This window comes from Pseudomonas sp. RC3H12 (assembly GCF_018596375.1).
Classification (GTDB): Bacteria; Pseudomonadota; Gammaproteobacteria; order Pseudomonadales; family Pseudomonadaceae; genus Aquipseudomonas.
Genome location: NZ_CP075595.1, coordinates 4,482,308 through 4,498,437, shown reverse-complemented (window position 1 = coordinate 4,498,437; position 16,130 = coordinate 4,482,308). Strand labels below are relative to the sequence as shown.

At 63.6% G+C, this 16,130-nt stretch carries 21 protein-coding genes; 8 read left to right on the top strand and 13 right to left on the bottom strand.

Translation table 11 applies throughout. The features are described from left to right. The first annotated feature begins 73 nt into the window (after positions 1-73). Positions 74-928 carry an RNA polymerase sigma factor RpoH gene (rpoH, locus tag KHO27_RS20500; RefSeq protein ID WP_023630664.1) on the top strand — a complete coding sequence of 285 codons (855 nt, stop codon included), beginning with the start codon at positions 74-76 and terminating at the stop codon, positions 926-928. 94 nt (positions 929-1,022) lie between these two features. On the opposite strand, the gene mtgA is transcribed toward rpoH, so the two are convergent. Continuing rightward, positions 1,023-1,721 (bottom strand): monofunctional biosynthetic peptidoglycan transglycosylase, encoded by a 699-nt coding sequence (gene mtgA / locus KHO27_RS20495; RefSeq protein WP_110697341.1) that lies wholly within the window; start codon positions 1,719-1,721, stop codon positions 1,023-1,025. Between the two features lie 64 nt (positions 1,722-1,785). Between mtgA and KHO27_RS20490 the strand changes: the two genes are divergently transcribed. The 5 genes from KHO27_RS20490 to KHO27_RS20470 all read left to right on the top strand — a co-directional run bounded on the left by KHO27_RS20490 (position 1,786) and on the right by KHO27_RS20470 (position 4,614). Continuing rightward, positions 1,786-2,157 carry a DUF423 domain-containing protein gene (locus tag KHO27_RS20490; RefSeq protein WP_110697343.1) on the top strand — a complete coding sequence of 124 codons (372 nt, stop codon included), beginning with the start codon at positions 1,786-1,788 and terminating at the stop codon, positions 2,155-2,157. Positions 2,158-2,260: 103 nt separating this feature from the next. Beyond that, positions 2,261-2,461 (top strand): sulfur carrier protein ThiS, encoded by a 201-nt coding sequence (gene thiS / locus KHO27_RS20485; RefSeq protein ID WP_038707614.1) that lies wholly within the window; start codon positions 2,261-2,263, stop codon positions 2,459-2,461. Between the two features lie 53 nt (positions 2,462-2,514). Further along, the gene (locus KHO27_RS20480) at positions 2,515-3,327 is read left to right on the top strand and encodes a thiazole synthase (RefSeq protein WP_046853827.1); all 813 of its coding nucleotides are present in this window, start codon (positions 2,515-2,517) and stop codon (positions 3,325-3,327) included. 9 nt (positions 3,328-3,336) lie between these two features. After that, positions 3,337-4,059, top strand: a complete 723-nt coding sequence (gene trmB, locus KHO27_RS20475) for a tRNA (guanosine(46)-N7)-methyltransferase TrmB (protein WP_110697345.1) — start codon at positions 3,337-3,339, stop codon at positions 4,057-4,059. A 393-nt stretch (positions 4,060-4,452) separates the two neighbouring features. After that, complete coding sequence (locus KHO27_RS20470) at positions 4,453-4,614, top strand: hypothetical protein (RefSeq protein ID WP_158539545.1); 162 nt, start codon at positions 4,453-4,455, stop codon at positions 4,612-4,614. 78 nt (positions 4,615-4,692) lie between these two features. Here the strand turns inward: KHO27_RS20470 and KHO27_RS20465 are convergent, their stop codons facing one another. From KHO27_RS20465 to KHO27_RS20425, 9 genes are all read right to left on the bottom strand, one after another. Continuing rightward, positions 4,693-5,019, bottom strand: a complete 327-nt coding sequence (locus tag KHO27_RS20465) for a DUF3392 family protein (protein ID WP_011531731.1) — start codon at positions 5,017-5,019, stop codon at positions 4,693-4,695. A gap of 9 nt (positions 5,020-5,028) precedes the next feature. Beyond that, positions 5,029-6,207, bottom strand: a complete 1,179-nt coding sequence (hemW, locus tag KHO27_RS20460; RefSeq protein WP_214500697.1) for a radical SAM family heme chaperone HemW — start codon at positions 6,205-6,207, stop codon at positions 5,029-5,031. Continuing rightward, the gene (rdgB, locus tag KHO27_RS20455; protein WP_110697349.1) at positions 6,204-6,800 is read right to left on the bottom strand and encodes an RdgB/HAM1 family non-canonical purine NTP pyrophosphatase; all 597 of its coding nucleotides are present in this window, start codon (positions 6,798-6,800) and stop codon (positions 6,204-6,206) included. Before rdgB ends, hemW begins: the two co-directional genes overlap by 4 nt. Then, a complete protein-coding gene (locus KHO27_RS20450) occupies positions 6,797-7,231 on the bottom strand; it encodes a DUF4426 domain-containing protein (RefSeq protein ID WP_110697351.1) in 435 nt (144 codons plus the stop codon). The genes rdgB and KHO27_RS20450 overlap by 4 nt, the downstream gene beginning before the upstream one ends. Positions 7,232-7,253: 22 nt before the next feature. After that, positions 7,254-7,874: a methionine biosynthesis protein MetW gene (gene metW, locus KHO27_RS20445; protein WP_110697353.1), complete on the bottom strand. Its 621-nt coding sequence runs from the start codon at positions 7,872-7,874 to the stop codon at positions 7,254-7,256. 7 nt (positions 7,875-7,881) lie between these two features. Next, complete coding sequence (gene metX, locus KHO27_RS20440) at positions 7,882-9,021, bottom strand: homoserine O-succinyltransferase MetX (protein WP_214500696.1); 1,140 nt, start codon at positions 9,019-9,021, stop codon at positions 7,882-7,884. 88 nt (positions 9,022-9,109) lie between these two features. Continuing rightward, positions 9,110-9,700 (bottom strand): YggT family protein, encoded by a 591-nt coding sequence (locus KHO27_RS20435; protein WP_023630880.1) that lies wholly within the window; start codon positions 9,698-9,700, stop codon positions 9,110-9,112. Positions 9,701-9,710: 10 nt separating this feature from the next. Then, positions 9,711-10,529 carry a pyrroline-5-carboxylate reductase gene (proC, locus tag KHO27_RS20430; protein WP_110697355.1) on the bottom strand — a complete coding sequence of 273 codons (819 nt, stop codon included), beginning with the start codon at positions 10,527-10,529 and terminating at the stop codon, positions 9,711-9,713. Positions 10,530-10,568: 39 nt separating this feature from the next. Continuing rightward, complete coding sequence (locus tag KHO27_RS20425; RefSeq protein ID WP_110697357.1) at positions 10,569-11,255, bottom strand: YggS family pyridoxal phosphate-dependent enzyme; 687 nt, start codon at positions 11,253-11,255, stop codon at positions 10,569-10,571. A gap of 65 nt (positions 11,256-11,320) precedes the next feature. Here KHO27_RS20425 and KHO27_RS20420 point away from each other — a divergent pair, with 65 nt between their 5' ends. Next, positions 11,321-12,313: a type IV pilus twitching motility protein PilT gene (locus tag KHO27_RS20420; RefSeq protein ID WP_110697359.1), complete on the top strand. Its 993-nt coding sequence runs from the start codon at positions 11,321-11,323 to the stop codon at positions 12,311-12,313. 49 nt (positions 12,314-12,362) lie between these two features. Here the strand turns inward: KHO27_RS20420 and KHO27_RS20415 are convergent, their stop codons facing one another. Then, the gene (locus KHO27_RS20415; protein ID WP_110697361.1) at positions 12,363-13,010 is read right to left on the bottom strand and encodes a C40 family peptidase; all 648 of its coding nucleotides are present in this window, start codon (positions 13,008-13,010) and stop codon (positions 12,363-12,365) included. Between the two features lie 157 nt (positions 13,011-13,167). Here KHO27_RS20415 and KHO27_RS20410 point away from each other — a divergent pair, with 157 nt between their 5' ends. After that, positions 13,168-13,593 carry an NINE protein gene (locus KHO27_RS20410; protein ID WP_102681780.1) on the top strand — a complete coding sequence of 142 codons (426 nt, stop codon included), beginning with the start codon at positions 13,168-13,170 and terminating at the stop codon, positions 13,591-13,593. 37 nt (positions 13,594-13,630) lie between these two features. On the opposite strand, the gene KHO27_RS20405 is transcribed toward KHO27_RS20410, so the two are convergent. Together KHO27_RS20405 and argS are read right to left on the bottom strand one after the other, a co-directional pair. Beyond that, complete coding sequence (locus tag KHO27_RS20405) at positions 13,631-14,332, bottom strand: SPOR domain-containing protein (protein WP_102681779.1); 702 nt, start codon at positions 14,330-14,332, stop codon at positions 13,631-13,633. 1 nt (position 14,333) lies between these two features. Next, entirely contained in the window at positions 14,334-16,070 is a 1,737-nt protein-coding gene (gene argS / locus KHO27_RS20400; protein WP_110697363.1) for an arginine--tRNA ligase, read from the bottom strand. Positions 16,071-16,130: the final 60 nt, after the last annotated feature.

Sequence of the window (16,130 nt, the reverse complement as noted above, 5' to 3'; positions counted from 1 at the left end):
AACTTGTACAACGGTTCCTTGTCTATGCTGGCAGTGCCCAAAAGGCATGAGTCTGTAAGCCGGAGGTACTTGAATGACCAATTCGTTGCAACCTGCCTATGCCCTGGTTCCCGGTGCAAACCTGGAAGCCTATGTGCACACGGTCAACAGCATCCCCTTGCTGACGCCGGAGCAGGAGCGTGAACTGGCCGAGCGTCTCTATTACGAGCAGGATCTCGAGGCCGCTCGGCAAATGGTGATGGCCCACCTGCGTTTCGTCGTACACATCGCGCGTAGCTATGCGGGCTACGGGCTGGCCCAGGCCGACCTGATCCAGGAAGGCAACGTGGGCCTGATGAAGGCGGTAAAGCGCTTCAACCCGGAAATGGGCGTGCGTCTGGTGTCCTTCGCCGTACACTGGATCAAGGCCGAGATCCATGAGTTCATCCTGCGCAACTGGCGCATCGTCAAGGTGGCCACCACCAAGGCCCAGCGCAAGCTGTTCTTCAACCTGCGCAGCCAGAAAAAGCGCCTGGCCTGGTTGAACAATGACGAAGTGCATCGCGTGGCCGAGAGCCTGGGTGTCGAGCCGCGTGAAGTGCGCGAGATGGAAAGCCGCTTGAGCGGCCAGGACATGGCCTTCGACCCGGCGGCGGAAGCCGACGACGACAGCGCCTTCCAGTCGCCTGCGCACTACCTGGAAGACCACCGTTACAACCCGGCCGTGCAACTGGAGGACGCTGACTGGAGCGACAACTCCACCAGCAACCTGCATGAAGCGCTGCAGGGCCTGGATGATCGCAGCCGCGACATCCTCTACCAGCGTTGGCTGGCCGAAGAAAAGGCCACGCTGCATGAGTTGGCAGAGAAGTACAGTGTGTCGGCCGAGCGTATTCGCCAGCTGGAGAAGAACGCGATGAACAAGGTCAAGGCATTGATCACGATCTGATCGGCGCCCTGGCTGGATTGAAAAGCCGCTGCTCTCGAAAGAGACAGCGGCTTTTTTGTGTTGATTGTCCCGGACCTGTTGCGGGCTTGGCAGCTCAGGGCCTGAGCTGCATCAAGTAGCTCGGCCCACCCAGCTGGCTCATCTGCCGCCTGATCCATCCCGCCCGGCTCGCCACATAGGCGCTGGGCCGGCTGGCACTCCACTTGAGCGGGCTTGGCAGCACCGCCGCGAGCTGTGCGGCCTGTTGTCGCGTCAGGCGGCTCGCATCCACGCCGAAGTGATAACGCGCCGCCGCCTGGGCACCGAACACGCCCTTGCCCCATTCGGCACTGTTCAGGTACACCTCGAGTATCCGCTCCTTCGACCAGAACAGCTCGATCAGTGCGGTGAACCAGGCTTCCAGCCCCTTGCGCAGCCAGCTGCGGCCAGACCACAGGAACAGGTTCTTGGCCACTTGCTGGGTCAGCGTGCTGGCGCCACGCACCTTGCCGCCACGCTCGTTGTAGGCCAGCGCCGCCTGTATTGCCGGGATATCGAAGCCCCAGTGGCTGGCGAACTTCTGGTCTTCGCCGGCGATGACCGCCACCTTGAGCTCGTCGGAGATTCCCTCCCACGGCGTCCAGTCACGTTGCAGGTCGATCGGCTCGCCGCTGGCCCATGACTGCACCTTGCGCTCGGCCATCAGCGCGGTGCCGGGCGGCGGCACCCAGCGCAACACCAGGACCACGGCGATGCTGCCAGCTGCGAACCAGAGCAGGGCGCGGGAAAGGCGGCGAAGAAGGGATGACAGCATGGTGATGGCTTGGCCGGACCGTTGGAACGGGCCATTATACAGACCCCTCCCGAGGAGTCGTCCCATGCTTCGCAGCTTCCTGATGCTCGCCGCGTTCTTCGGCTTTACCGGCGTTGCCCTAGGCGCCTTCGCCGCCCATGGCTTGAAAAACCGCCTCAGCACCGACTACCTGGCGATCTTCCATACCGGTGTCACCTATCAACTGGTGCATGCCCTGGCGATCCTGGGCGTGGCGGTGCTGTCGGCGCACTTGCCCGGGCGCCTGGTCGGCTGGGCCGGTGGCTTGTTCGCCGTGGGTATCCTGCTGTTCTCCGGTAGCCTCTACGCCCTCACGCTCAGCGGCCTGGGCAAGCTCGGCATGATCACCCCGCTGGGCGGCCTGTGCTTCCTTGCTGGCTGGTTATGCCTGGGGCTGGCCGCCTGGCGGCTGGGCTGACCGGTCGGTCCACAATCGCGACTAATGGCGTTTGTCGCCCTTGGGTTGCAGGGCGGATCGGGGCTAGAATGCGGGCCCCCAAAGAACAATGGTGGCCGTGCGCATGCGCATTCAATTGAACGGTGAACCTTACGAACTGCCCGCGGGCGAGAGCGTCGCGGCGCTGCTGGGCCGGCTGGAGCTGGCCGGTCGCCGGGTGGCGGTGGAACTGAACCTGGACATCGTGCCGCGCAGCCAGCACGAGAGCACGCAGCTCAAGGACGGCGACCAGGTCGAGGTGGTCCACGCCATCGGTGGCGGCTAACCGCCCCTGAAACCTCGCCAGCAAAGTCCCGCAATCTTTCCTGAGGAACAACGATGAGCAACGTTCGCAGCGACAAGCCCTTCATCCTGGCCGGGCGCACTTTCCAGTCGCGCCTGCTGGTCGGCACCGGCAAGTACCGTGACATGGAAGAAACCCGCCTGGCCACCGAGGCCTCGGGTGCCGAGATCGTCACCGTCGCCGTGCGCCGTACCAACCTGGGCCAGAACGCGGGTGAGCCGAACCTGCTCGACGTGCTGTCGCCAGACAAGTACACCATCCTGCCGAACACCGCCGGTTGCTTCGATGCGACGGAAGCGGTGCGCACCTGCCGCCTGGCCCGTGAACTGCTCGATGGCCGCAAGTCCCATGAGTCCAGGACGCTGGTGAAGCTGGAAGTGCTGGCCGACCAGAAAACCCTGTTCCCCAATGTGATCGAAACCCTCAAGGCCGCCGAAGTGCTGGTCAAGGAAGGTTTCGATGTGATGGTCTACACCAGCGATGACCCGATCATCGCCCGTCAGCTGGCCGAAGCCGGCTGTATCGCCGTCATGCCGCTGGCCGGCCTGATCGGCACCGGCCTTGGCATCTGCAACCCGTACAACCTGCAGATCATCCTGGAGGAATCCAAGGTGCCGGTGCTGGTCGATGCCGGCGTGGGTACCGCCTCCGACGCCACCATCGCCATGGAAATGGGTTGCGAAGCGGTGCTGATGAACTCGGCCATTGCCCATGCCCAGCAGCCCGTACTGATGGCCGAAGCCATGAAACACGCCATCGTTGCCGGTCGCATGGCCTACCTGGCCGGCCGCATGCCGAAAAAACTCTATGCCAGCGCCTCTTCGCCGCTGGATGGTCTGATCAAGTAAGAGCTCCTGATGACTGAATCGCAAGAAACGCCGATCTCCGAAGACGGCGAAACCCGCCCGCACCGCCGTATCAAGAGCTTCGTGATGCGCGCTGGGCGCATGACCGAAGGCCAGCAGCGCGGCCTGGACCAGGGCGGCCCGCAGTTCATCCTGCCGCTGGCCGACAGCCCGGTGGACTATGATCGGGTGTTCGGCCGTTCGGCACCGCGCACCCTGGAGATCGGCTTCGGCATGGGCCACTCGTTGCTGGAAATGGCTGCCGCATCGCCTGAGCTGGACTTCATTGGTGTCGAAGTGCACCGCCCGGGTGTCGGCGCGCTGCTCAATGGCGTGCTGACACAGGGGCTGAAGAACCTGCGGGTGTACGACTGCGATGCCATCGAAGTGCTCAACCGGTGCGTGGCGGACAACAGCCTTGACCGTCTGATGTTGTTCTTCCCCGATCCTTGGCACAAGGCGCGTCACCACAAGCGCCGGATCGTTCAGCCGGAGTTCGCCGAGCTGGTGCGCAGCAAGCTGAAAGTCGGCGGTGTGTTCCATATGGCCACCGACTGGGAGCCCTATGCCGAGCACATGCTTGAAGTAATGAAAGTGGCGCCAGGCTATCGCAACCAGGCGGCTGATGGCGCCTACGTGCCGCGTCCGGAAGAACGTCCGATCACCAAGTTCGAGCGTCGCGGTGAGCGCCTTGGGCATGGGGTGTGGGATCTGAAGTTCGAGAAGGTGAGCTGAGCCGGGTTCGTTCGGTGCTGCCCTTCAAACCTGCGAAATTGCAGGTACAAAAAAACCGCCTTGGCAAGGGCGGTTTTTTTATGCGGGCTTTGGGTTACGAATCCTTGGCCTGCGTACTTTGGTTTCACTGGAGACAACCCACGGGTGAAATATTAGGGCAGCCTCAAAACAGCGTCAATCATGGGAATATTCGGCATTATCTGTGACTGAGCTGGTAACAGTCTTGAACTTTCGATTGTCGTAAGATCGCTGCGCTCTCATGTGAGGATATCCAGTGGCGGGCCGGGAAACCAATGACTTTGCTGTCTCGGCCCCTTCGACGCGGCCTACGAACCGCGCCGGTGTGATTTTCGAAGGGCCATCCACCTGGCCACTTCACTGGCGATAACCCACATGATCACCGAAGGCGTCGAAGTGCCGGTCAGACGCTGGAAGATTGGCCCAGCCAGCACGGAGGCCAAGGCATATGAAGCGTTTGCTGAATACGCTGAGCCGCGTCTGGAAGCTCATTCGGATCCTGATCATTTTCAGGACCGTCAGGGACTTCCTGCGTGATCACTTCGACGATGCCCGTTAAGGGGTTAGTCGGGTGAGAAGCCGCCCTGGCCTGCCAGGGCGGCTTTTAGCGGACGCTCACCCCCGCCGATCAGCGACCACGCCGATCAAAACCAGCACCACCAGCAGCACCGGTGCCAGCGCATAGTTGTTGAACTGCCCCAGCCCCTTGACGATCCACGGCGTTGCATAGATCAGCGCCGCGCCGCTGCCGATCATCACCAGCAGTGCCATGAATGGCACGCGCAGGGCGCCGGCCAGGCCGCCCAGGCGCCCCTCGACCCAGCCTTTGATATCGGTGCCGAACAGCACCAGCAGGCAGCCCACCAGGGCCAGCGAAATCTCTGAGAGGTTGCTGCGGCTCCAGCGGGAAACGGTCGAGAGCAGGTCAAGTACCAGGTCCATGGGTCATCCTTAATTCAAGAAGTACTGCAGCAGGTCGTTGAGGAACAGCTGGCCGCGTGGCGTGGCGGCCAGACGATCCGGTTCGACCCGCAAAAGGCCTTTTTGTTCGGCTTCACGGCGGGCTTCGGCCAGTTGTGCAAGAGGCAGGCCGGTACGCAGGTTGAACAGCTCGGCATCAACTCCGTCGGTGAGGCGCAGCGCGTTCATCAGGAACTCGAAGGGTAGCTCATCGGCCGGCAACAGCTTCTCGCCGGCCTTGAACGGCTTGGACGGGTTCAGGTAGTCCTTGGGCAGGCGGGTCTTCCAGGTGCGTAGGATGCGCCCGTCCGGGAACGACAGCTTGCCATGGGCGCCGGCACCGATGCCGATGAAGTCGCCGAAGCGCCAGTAGTTCAGGTTGTGCCGCGCAGCACGACCGGCTTGGGCGTAGGCCGAGACTTCATACTGGCGGTAGCCGTGGTCCGCCATCAGCGCCTGGCCGGCTTCCTGGATATCCCAGAGGATGTCGTCCTCGGGCAGCTCAGGCGGCTGGTTCCAGAACACCGTGTTGGGTTCCACCGTCAGCTGGTACCAGGACAGGTGCGTCGGCGCCAGCTCGATGGCCTGGCGCAGGTCGCCCAAGGCGTCGTCGAGCGACTGGTCTGGCAAGCCGTGCATCAGGTCCATGTTGAAGTTGTCGAAGCCCGCGGCGCGGGCCATATCGGCGGCGCGCACCGCTTCGGCGCCATTGTGGATGCGCCCGAGTCGTTCGAGCTTGGCGGGCTGGAAACTCTGCACGCCGATGGACAGCCGATTGATGCCGGTCTGACGGTAGGCCTTGAACTTCTCCTGCTCGAAGGTACCCGGGTTGGCCTCGAGGGTGATCTCGATGTCCGGGGCGAGCGGGATGCGTTGCTCGATACCGCGCAGCAGGCGCCCAAGCGCGTCGGCGCTGAACAGGCTCGGGGTGCCGCCGCCGAAGAAGATCGTGCTGATCGGACGGCCCTGCACGGCATGCATTTCCTGGTCGAGGTCGGCGAGCAGGGCGTCGATGTACTCGGCTTCCGGCAGGGTCGGGCCGGCCTGGTGCGAGTTGAAGTCGCAGTACGGGCATTTGCGCACGCACCAGGGAATATGGATATAGAGTGACAGCGGCGGGAGTTCGGGAAGGATCAGGCCCGCCGGCTGTACCAACAGCTTTTCGCTCATGCCAGGCCCAGGCGCTGACGCAGCAGGGCCATGGCGCGGGCGCGGTGGCTGAGTTGGTTCTTGTCGACAGGGTCAAGGTCGGCGCTGGAGCATTTGCGTTCCGGCACCCAGAACAGCGGGTCGTAGCCGAAGCCGTGTTCGCCGCTGGCCTCGAACAGGATGCTGCCGTGCCACAGGCCTTCGCAGAGGATCGGCAGCGGGTCGTCGGCGTGCCGCACCAGGGCCAGAACGCAGACGAACTGCGCGCCGCGCTGGCCTTCAGGCACGTCCCTGAGCGCATCGAGCAGCTTGGCGTTGTTCGCCGCGTCGCCCTTGCCGTCGGCATAGCGCGCCGAGTAGATACCCGGCGCGCCGCCGAGGAAGTCCACCGCCAGGCCCGAGTCGTCGGCCAGGGCCGGCAGGCCGGAAATGCGCGCGGCGTTGCGCGCCTTGAGGATGGCGTTCTCGACGAACGACAGGCCGGTCTCCTCCGGCTCAACCTGGCTGAATTCACCAATCGAGCGCAGGTTCACGGACTCGCCGAGCATGGCCTGCAGTTCCTTGAGTTTGCCGGCGTTATGGCTGGCCAATACGAGTTGCTGGAAATTCATCATTCGCCTGGGAACACTTCCTGGTTGAAGCTGAGTTTATTGCTGACGCCGCCGCTCTCGACGTTGAGGTCGAAGGTGACGGTCTCGGCCTGGTCGATCTTGAACTGTGCGATGTAGTACACCGCACCCTGATCGGTAATCTGCTTGAACGACAACGGACTGCTGCGCCCGGTGAGATCTTTCACTGTGCCGCTGACTACCGCCATCGCGGGCTTGCCGGCCTTGAGCACGGCGATGTTGAGCACGCCCTGGTTCTTGCTGCGGGTCAGGCCCGTGGCGGCAGCGATGTCGGGTTGCAGCATGCTTGAGGTGAAGGCGCTGTAGTGGACCGTCACATCACCGAACACTTCCTTGCGCTCGGGCCTGGCGGCATCGGCAGCCAGTACCGGCAAGGCCAGGCACAGGCTGATCAGAAACAGTGCTAGTCGACGCATGATGCCATTCCTCCGTTGAGGGTCAGACCGCGAGCTGATGCTCCTGCAGGCCCGGGCTGCTGACCCGATAGATACCGATCTCACCTAGAAGATTAGGCCAAAGCCGGCCGCCCAACCCGTTACGGTGCAGGTGGTCGACGGCAAGGCGGTCGAGGACCTTGGCCTTGCGCTCATGGCACAGGTTCTCGAAGTCCTCGAAGGTGCAGAAGTGGATGTTCGGCGTGTTGTACCAGGTATACGGCATGAAGTCCGAGACTGGCATACGACCCTTGGTCGCCAGGTACCAGCGGCAGCGCCAGTGACCAAAGTTGGGGAAGGTGATGATGCACTGGCGGCCCACCCGCAGCATTTCGTCGAGGATCCGGTCGGGGTACTCCACGGCCTGCAGGGCCTGGGTCATGACCACCACGTCGAAGCTGTTGCTGGCGAAGTTGCCCAGGCCCTTGTCCAGGTCCTGTTCGATGACGTTGACGCCCTTGGCCACGCAGGCGGCGATGTTGTCGGCGTCGATCTCCAGGCCGTAGCCGGTGACGTTCTTGCGTTCACGCAGCGAGGCCAGCAGTTCGCCGTTGCCGCAGCCCAGGTCGAGTACCCGGCTGCCGGCGGGGATCCAGTCTTGGATGATTTCCAGGTCGGCTCTCATGGGGTCCTCAGACGGCGATGCGGTTCATGTAGTTGGCGAAACCCTGCATGTAGCGGGGGGTCGGGATGAGGAAGGCGTCGTGGCCGTAAGGCGAGTCGATGTCCAGGTAGCAGACGTTCTTGCGCGCGGCCATCAGGGCGTCGACGATCTCCCGTGAACGGGCCGGCGAGAAGCGCCAGTCGGTGGTGAACGACATGATGCAGTAGTCCGCCGTGACGTGGGCCAGGGTTGCCGCCAGGTCACCGCCGTTGGCGGCGGCCGGGTCGTAATAGTCCAGGGCCTTGGTCATCAGCAGGTAGGTGTTGGCGTCGAAGCGGCCGGAGAATTCCTCGCCCTGGTAGCGCAGGTAGCTCTCGACCTGGAATTCGACGCTGTGGAAGTCGTAGTTGAGCTTGTCGCTCTTGAGCTCGCGGCCGAATTTTTCGCCCATCGAGTCGTCGGACAGGTAGGTGATGTGGCCGACCATGCGCGCCAGCATCAGGCCGCGCTTGGGGATCACGCCCTGGTCCTGGAACGAGCCGCCGTGGAACTCGGGGTCGGTGAGGATGGCCTGGCGCGCCACTTCGTTGAAGGCGATGTTCTGCGCCGACAGCTTGGGCGCCGAGGCGATGTCCACGCAATGGCGCACCCGATCCGGGTAGGTGATGGTCCATTGCAGCGCCTGCATGCCACCCAGGCTGCCGCCGACGATGGCGGCCCAGGTATGGATCCCCAGGCGATCGGCCAGGCGCGCCTGGCTGTGCACCCAGTCTTCCACGGTCAGTACCGGGAAATCGGCGCCGTAGGGCTTGCCGGTGGCCGGGTTGAGGCTGCTGGGGCCGGTGCTGCCATTGCAACCGCCGAGGTTGTTCAGGCTGACCACGAAGAAGCGGTTGGTGTCGATCGGCTTGCCGGGGCCGATGCAGCTGTCCCACCAGCCCGGCTTGCGGTCGGTGGCGGCATGGTAGCCAGCGGCATGATGGTGGCCGGACAGCGCATGGCAGATCAGCACGGCATTGCTGGCGCTGCTGTTGAGGGTGCCATAGGTTTCGTAGATCAGCTCGTACGAGGCCAGGGCGCGGCCACAGGCCAGGGCCAGCGGTTCATCGAACCGGGCGATCTGCGGTGTTACCAGACCGACGGAATCTTCGGGAAGGACAGTGGACATCGACCCTGCTCACGCTTGACGGAGGCGTAAGTCTAAAGAGCGCTACCCCCAGCGGCAAGCAAAGGCTTGCCGCTGGATGCAGGGTCGGTCAGATCATCCGCCACAGCTCTTGCGGCATGCCGGCGTAAGCTGCCAGCTGGGGCATGAGGAACGACTGGATCACTTGGATGGCGATGAAGGCGAAGATCGGCGAGATGTCCATGCCGCCGAGGTTTGGCACCAGGCGGCGGAACGGCGCCAGTACCGGTTCGCTGATCTGGTAGGCCAGTTCTGCAGCCGGGTTATGGCTGTTCGGCGCGACCCAGGAGACGATCACCATGACGATCATCGCCACCCAGAAGATCTTCAGGAACAGCGAGGTGATGCCCAGGATCGACCACATCAGCAGGTGCAGGACGTCGCCGAAGGTACCGTAGGTGACCATCAGCACGAAGGCCATCAACAGCGCCTGGATGATGATCGACAGCAGCAGCGAGGAGGTATCCAGGCCCGCGATGCTGGGGACCACGCGGCGCAGCGGCTTGAGCAATGGCTGGGTGGCGCGCACGGCGAACTGGCTCAGCGGATTGTAGAAGTCGGCCTTGACCAGTTGCAGCACGAAGCGCAGCAGGACGATCACCAGGTACAGGCTGACCAGGGTTTGCACCACGAAGATCGCGGCGCCGGACAGTGCATTCATCAAAGGCTCCTTATTTGCCCAGTTTCTCGGCCAGCTCGGCCGAGCGCTTCGCCGCGGCCTGCAGGGCCTTTTCGACGATGGCCTCGAAGCCGTTGGCCTGGAACGATTTGATCGCCGCTTCCGTGGTGCCGGCCGGCGAGGTCACGCGGCGACGCAGCTCGGCGGCGTCGACGTCGCTGGAGACCGCCATGCGGGCGGCGCCCAGGGCGGTTTGCAGGGTCAGTTGCGAGGCGGTCTCGCGCGGCAGGCCGAGTTTTTCGCCGGCAGCGGTCATGGCTTCGATCAGCAGGAAGAAGTACGCCGGGCCGCTGCCGGAAACTGCGGTCACGGCGTCCAGCTGCCGTTCTTCATCAAGCCACAGGGCGGTGCCCACGGCTGATAGCAGTTGTTCGGCCTGGCGGCGTTGCTCCATGGAAACTTCCCAGGTTGCGTACAAGCCGCTGACGCCTTGGCGCAGCAGCGCCGGGGTGTTCGGCATGCAGCGCACCAGGGGGATCGCGCCCAGCCAGGCCTGAAGGCTGGCGCAGGTGATGCCAGCGGCAATGGAAACCACCAGCTGGCCCGGTTTCAGGTTCGGCTTCAGTGTTTCGCAGACCGCTTTCATGACTTGCGGTTTGACTGCCAGGACGATCACGTCCACGCCATCGATAGCCTTGGCGTTGTCTTCAAAGGCTTCGATGCCGTGCTCGGCAGTGATGCGTGCGCGGGTTTCGGCACCTGGGTCGCTGGCGCGAATCAGTGCGGTGTCCAGGCCCTGGGCGCGCAGGCCGCCGATCAGGCTGGCGGCCATGTTGCCGGCGCCGATAAAGGCAATACGAGTCTTGCTCATGTCGGGTCCTTGTGGGGGAAGAGTGAGTTAAGCATGGAATCAGGCCTGGCCGTAGTCGCGGGCGCCGAACAAGGCGGTACCGATGCGGACCCAGGTCGCGCCTTGGGCGATGGCGGCTTCCAGGTCATGGCTCATGCCCATGGACAGGGTGTCCAGGCCGAGGCCGAGCTGGGCCTGCAGTTCACGCAGCGTGGCGAAAGCGGCCTCTTGCTCGGCGCGGTCCTCGGTAGGTTCCGGGATCGCCATCAACCCGCGCAGGCGAAGGCCGGGCAGGACGTTCACGGCCTGGGCCAGGGCTGGCAGTTCGGCGGGCGAGCAACCGGACTTGCTGGCCTCGCCGCTGACATTCACCTGCAGGCAGATGTTCAGCGGTGGCAGCTCGGCGGGGCGCTGCTCCGAGAGGCGTTGGGCAATCTTCAGGCGATCCACGGAATGTACCCAGTCGAAGTGCTCGGCGATGGCCTTGGTCTTGTTCGACTGAATGGGGCCGATGAAGTGCCAGATCAAGGGCAGGTCGGAAAGCGCCTGTTGTTTTGTCAGGGCTTCCTGAAGGTAGTTCTCACCCATGTGGCACAGGCCAGCGGCATGAGCCTCGCGGATGGCGCTGGCGGGCTTGGTCTTGCTCACCGCCAGCAGCTGCACGCTGGCCGGGTCACGCCCGGCGGCCCGGGCCGCGCTGTCGATGCGGCGGGCAATGACGGAAATATTGTCTGCTAGGGTGGACATGGTTCGTCGCCGACGGCTTTGGGGTCTGCGGCATTCTACCTGCTTGATCGCCGTTGGGGAGTCTCATGGATGTGACCGACCTGCTGGGCCGGGCCGTGGCCGCGGGCGCCAGCGATCTGCACCTGGCCGTGGGCGAGCCGCCGTTGCTGCGCCTGGATGGCGAGCTGCAGCGCCTGGCGGTGCCGGTGCTGACCTGCGCAGCGCTGGAGCAGGGAATGGCCGGCCTGCTCGATGACCGGCAGCGGCAGCAATGGCTAAGCGGTGATGAACTGGACCTGGCGCTGAGCTTGCCCGGCGTGGGGCGGCTGCGCTTGAACCTGTTCCGCCAGCGCAATGGGCTGGGCGCAAGCGTGCGGCTGATCCCGGCGCGGGTTCCCAGCCTCGATGAACTTGAGCTGAACGATGTGTATCAAGTCGTTGCGCAATGCCGGGATGGCCTGGTGCTGGTGGGCGGGCCGACGGGTAGCGGCAAGTCCAGCACTCTGGCGGCGCTGCTCGATCAGATCAATCGCGAACGCGCGTTACAGGTCATCACCCTTGAAGACCCTATCGAATTTATCCACAGCGGCCAGGCTTGCCTGGTCAACCAGCGGGAGATCGGCGTGCACAGCCGTGACTTCGCCCAAGGGCTGCGCAGTGCCCTGCGCCAGGACCCGGATGTGATCATGGTGGGTGAGTTGCGTGATCTGGAGAGTATCCGTCTGGCGTTGCGCGCGGCAGAAACCGGGCACCTGGTGCTGGCAACGGTGCACACCCGCTCGGCGGTGAGCAGCATCGACCGGCTGGTGGAGGTGTTCGCGGCCGACGAGAAGCCGCTGGTGCGCATGATGCTGGCCGAATCACTGCGCCTGGTGGTGGCTCAGGTGCTGGTCAGGCGGGTGGGCGGCGGCAGGGTCGCGGCACGGGAGGTGCTGATGGCGACGCCGGCGGTGCGCAACCTGATTCGCGAGGGGCGCATGGCACAGCTGCAGTCGGTGATGCAGGCGGGTGCGGCGCTGGGAATGCGGACGATGGAAGGGGCGATGCAGGCGCTCAGGCAGAAAGGGCTGGTTGATTAGCACTGCTGCCTGCTGGGGGCAATCGCGGAGCAAGTCCGCGATTGACGGTCTAGCGCTTGGCCAGGGCCAGCGTCTGCTGGTTTTTGGGCAGGACGCGCTTGGCGACCACGTAGTGCTTTTGCCAATAGGGTTTTTCCAGGCTGTCGATACTCACCCGCTTGCCAGTGCGTGGCGCGTGGATGAAGCGATCGTTGCCCAGGTAGATGGCTACGTGATTGACCCGGCGACTCTTGATGTTGAAGAAGATCAGGTCGCCCGGCTTGAGATCGCTCTTGGCCACCTTGACGCCCTGGCCCTGAGCCATCGCGTTGGAGGTGCGCGGCAGGTCGACATCGGCCACATCGTTGAACGCGTACTTGACCAGGCCGCTGCAATCGAAGCCCTTCTTCGGGCTGCTGCCGCCCCAGCGATAGGGCGTACCCAGTACGTTCACGGCGCGGCTGAGCACTTCGCTGCTCTGTTTGGGTGACATGGCCACGGCCTGCATGCCCACAGCGTGTTGCTGCTTGGCGGCGTTGGCCGGGCGAGCGCGCACGGAACTGCTGCGATACTGGATCGGGGTGCGTTTCACCGTGGCATCGGCGTTGGTCGTATAGCCGGTGAATCCGCTGGGAAGTCGTTGCTCACGGTTGGTGGCGTGGGCGGCCAGGGGTAACAAAAGGCAGAGGGTCAGCCATGTCTTGATAAAAGGTGGCATAGATGAAGCTCTTATAAGTGTTGGCGCGCAACTTTATAACAGCTTTTTGATCAGATTCTGATCCGTTGGTCGCTCAAGCACGTACCATATGTCGGGTCAAAACGAAAAAGTCACATTTTTCCTTAGAAAATTTTCGGCTATCCCACGAGGGCTTCGAATGAATGGTTATCAACAGGGTGCCCCCTCGCACGACACCCATAGCAAAGTTCTCGGCTACCTGCTGTGGATCTTCGGCTTCACCGGCTCGCACCGCTTCTACTACGGCAAGCCGATCACCGGAACCCTCTGGTTCTTCACCCTAGGCCTGCTGGGCATCGGCTGGCTGATCGACCTGTTCCTGATCCCGTCGATGGACCGTGAGGCCGACATGCGTTTCGAGTCGGGCGGCGTGGACTACAACTTGGCGTGGATACTCCTGACCTTCCTCGGCATCTTCGGCGTGCATCGGCTGTATCAGGGCAAGTGGATCAGCGCGCTGATCTACCTGTTCACCGGCGGGTTGTTCCTGTTGGGCGTGCTGTATGACTTCTGGACGCTCAATAGCCAGATTTCCCAGGTTAACGCTGAGCGTCGACGGGTATGAAAAAAGGCCTTGTCGCTGAGCGGCAAGGCCTTTTTCGTTACTGACGCCGCTGTTGCAGCAGCAGGTTGCTGAAACCTGCCCCGGCCAGTTGTTTCTGCGCCACGGTCAACTGTTCGCGGTTGCTGAACGGGCCGACCATCACGCGGTACCAGGTCTCTTCCTTCACCGTGCCCGACTCAACCTTGACCGCCTGGCCAAGCAGGATGATCTGCGCACGGACCTTGTCGGCATCGGCCTGCTTGCGGAACGATCCGGCCTGCAGGAAGAACTGGGTCGTGGCCGCTGGCTTGATCACCGGTGGTGCCGGTGGCGGTGTCTGGCCCAGCAGGGCGGCCTGGGCGCGGGCGGTGTCGATCTTCGCCGCTTCCGCAGGGGTGACCGGCGTGCTTGGCACGGGCGGTTGCGCCGGCACCGGCGGGGTTTTCTCCGGCACGGCCTCGGGCGGCACGATCACTTCCGACTCCGGCAGCAGGGTGTAGAAGTCATACTTCGGCTTCACTGGTTGCTGGGGCGTCGGTGTGGTGGTCTTGCTCGCTTCGGCGACCTTCTCCTGCTTATGTTGCTCGGGCTTGGTGCGCTTGATATCAGCGCCACCGGGCTCGAGTTTCATCAGGAAGACGATGAACGCCCCCACGGTCAGGCCGACCGCCAGCCACACCCAGCCGGGGATCGGTTGCTTGGCGGGTGGCTGGTGGCGGCTGGCGCCGCGCTTGGGCGCGGGCTTTTTCTTTGCAGCCAACTTACATGCGCTCCAGGGTTTCCAGGCCAAGCAGCTCCAGGCCCTGTTTGAGGGTGCGACCGGTCAGGGCAGCCAGGCGCAGGCGGCTTTGCTGTTGTTCGGCGGTTTCGGCGGAAAGGATCGGGCAGTTCTCGTAGAAGCTGGAGAACAGGCCGGCGAGGTCGTACAGGTAGGTGCACAGCACGTGAGGCGTGCCTTTTTCAGCGACGTTATTGAGGATCTCGCCGAACTGCGCCAGGCGCGCGGCCAGGTCCTGCTCGTGCGCCGCCTGCAGGACGATGCTGCCCTCGACTTCGTCGAAGCCTTTGCCGAGCTTGCGGAACACGCCGGCCACGCGGGTGTAGGCGTACAGCAGGTACGGCGCAGTGTTGCCCTCGAAGTTCAACATCAGTTCGAAGTTGAAGCTGTAGTCGCTGGTGCGATGTTTGGACAGGTCGGCGTACTTGACTGCGCCGATGCCGACCACTTCACCGATGTGGCGCAGCTCGTCCTCGGCCAGCGACGGGTTCTTCTCCTTGACCAGGGCATAGGCGCGGTCCTTGGCCTCGGTGAGCAGGTCGATCAGCTTGACGGTACCGCCATCGCGGGTCTTGAACGGGCGGCCATCGGCGCCGTTCATGGTGCCGAAGCCCATGTGTTCCATCTTCATCGGGTGGCCGACAAAACCTGCGCGGCGGGCCACTTCGAACACCTGGTTGAAGTGCAGGGCCTGGCGCTGGTCGACGAAGTACAGGGCGCGGTCGGCCTGCAGCTTGTTGCTGCGGTAACGCACGGCGGCCAGGTCGGTGGTGGCGTACAGATAGCCGCCATCGGCCTTCTGCACGATCACCGGCAATGGCTCGCCCTCGGCGTTCTTGAATTCCTCGAGGAACACGCACTGGGCACCCTGGTCCTCGACCAGCAGACCCTTGGCCTTGAGGTCGGCGACCACGTTGGCCAGGTCGTCGTTGTAGGCGCTCTCACCCATCACGTCGGCCATGGTCAGCTTGACGTTGAGCAATTCGTAGGTCTTCTGGCAGTGCGACAGGGAGATGTCCTTGAAGCGCGTCCACAGCGCCAGGCACTCGGGATCACCGGCCTGCAGCTTGACCACCAGCCCGCGGGCGCGGGTGGCGAACTCTTCGGACTCGTCGAAGCGTTTCTTCGCCGCACGGTAGAAGTTCTCCAGATCCGACAGCTCGTCACTGGTGATCGGGTTTTCCTGGAGGTAGGCCATGAGCATGCCGAACTGGGTACCCCAGTCACCCACGTGGTTCTGGCGGATGACGTCGTCACCGAGGAACTCCAGTACCCGTGCAACGCTGTCGCCGATGATGGTCGAACGCAGGTGGCCGACGTGCATCTCCTTCGCCAGGTTCGGTGCCGACATGTCGATCACCACCTTTTCCGCCGGGCCGGCCTTGCGCACGCCCAGATGGCCATCGGCCAGGGCAGCGTCGAGGCGGCCTGCCAGCGCTTCGGTGTTCTGGAAGAAATTGAGGAAGCCGGGGCCGGCGATCTCGACTTTAGTGATATCGGCGCTGGCCGGCAGGGCGGCGATGATCTTCTCGGCCAGGTCGCGGGGCTTCATTCCGGCCGGCTTGGCCAGCATCATGGCGATGTTGCTGGCGAAATCACCGTGGGTCTTGTCCCGGGCGTTTTCCACCTGGATCGCCGGCGTCAGCCCTTCAGGCAGCACACCGTCGGCGACGAGTTGGGTGAGGGCTTGCTGGATCAGCTGGCGAATGGTGTCTTTCATGGGGTTCTCTTTTCGACCGCAAGCGCGGTGGAGCGCTTCGATGCGCAGGTGGAAAAACTG

Coding starts and splice junctions, on each gene's coding strand:
- rpoH (WP_023630664.1), top strand. CDS start 74: ATGACCAATTCGTTGCAACCTGCCTATGCCCTGGTTCCCGGTGCAAAC.
- mtgA (WP_110697341.1), bottom strand. CDS start 1,721: ATGCTGTCATCCCTTCTTCGCCGCCTTTCCCGCGCCCTGCTCTGGTTC.
- KHO27_RS20490 (WP_110697343.1), top strand. CDS start 1,786: ATGCTTCGCAGCTTCCTGATGCTCGCCGCGTTCTTCGGCTTTACCGGC.
- thiS (WP_038707614.1), top strand. CDS start 2,261: ATGCGCATTCAATTGAACGGTGAACCTTACGAACTGCCCGCGGGCGAG.
- KHO27_RS20480 (WP_046853827.1), top strand. CDS start 2,515: ATGAGCAACGTTCGCAGCGACAAGCCCTTCATCCTGGCCGGGCGCACT.
- trmB (WP_110697345.1), top strand. CDS start 3,337: ATGACTGAATCGCAAGAAACGCCGATCTCCGAAGACGGCGAAACCCGC.
- KHO27_RS20470 (WP_158539545.1), top strand. CDS start 4,453: ATGATCACCGAAGGCGTCGAAGTGCCGGTCAGACGCTGGAAGATTGGC.
- KHO27_RS20465 (WP_011531731.1), bottom strand. CDS start 5,019: ATGGACCTGGTACTTGACCTGCTCTCGACCGTTTCCCGCTGGAGCCGC.
- hemW (WP_214500697.1), bottom strand. CDS start 6,207: ATGAGCGAAAAGCTGTTGGTACAGCCGGCGGGCCTGATCCTTCCCGAA.
- rdgB (WP_110697349.1), bottom strand. CDS start 6,800: ATGATGAATTTCCAGCAACTCGTATTGGCCAGCCATAACGCCGGCAAA.
- KHO27_RS20450 (WP_110697351.1), bottom strand. CDS start 7,231: ATGCGTCGACTAGCACTGTTTCTGATCAGCCTGTGCCTGGCCTTGCCG.
- metW (WP_110697353.1), bottom strand. CDS start 7,874: ATGAGAGCCGACCTGGAAATCATCCAAGACTGGATCCCCGCCGGCAGC.
- metX (WP_214500696.1), bottom strand. CDS start 9,021: ATGTCCACTGTCCTTCCCGAAGATTCCGTCGGTCTGGTAACACCGCAG.
- KHO27_RS20435 (WP_023630880.1), bottom strand. CDS start 9,700: ATGAATGCACTGTCCGGCGCCGCGATCTTCGTGGTGCAAACCCTGGTC.
- proC (WP_110697355.1), bottom strand. CDS start 10,529: ATGAGCAAGACTCGTATTGCCTTTATCGGCGCCGGCAACATGGCCGCC.
- KHO27_RS20425 (WP_110697357.1), bottom strand. CDS start 11,255: ATGTCCACCCTAGCAGACAATATTTCCGTCATTGCCCGCCGCATCGAC.
- KHO27_RS20420 (WP_110697359.1), top strand. CDS start 11,321: ATGGATGTGACCGACCTGCTGGGCCGGGCCGTGGCCGCGGGCGCCAGC.
- KHO27_RS20415 (WP_110697361.1), bottom strand. CDS start 13,010: ATGCCACCTTTTATCAAGACATGGCTGACCCTCTGCCTTTTGTTACCC.
- KHO27_RS20410 (WP_102681780.1), top strand. CDS start 13,168: ATGAATGGTTATCAACAGGGTGCCCCCTCGCACGACACCCATAGCAAA.
- argS (WP_110697363.1), bottom strand. CDS start 16,070: ATGAAAGACACCATTCGCCAGCTGATCCAGCAAGCCCTCACCCAACTC.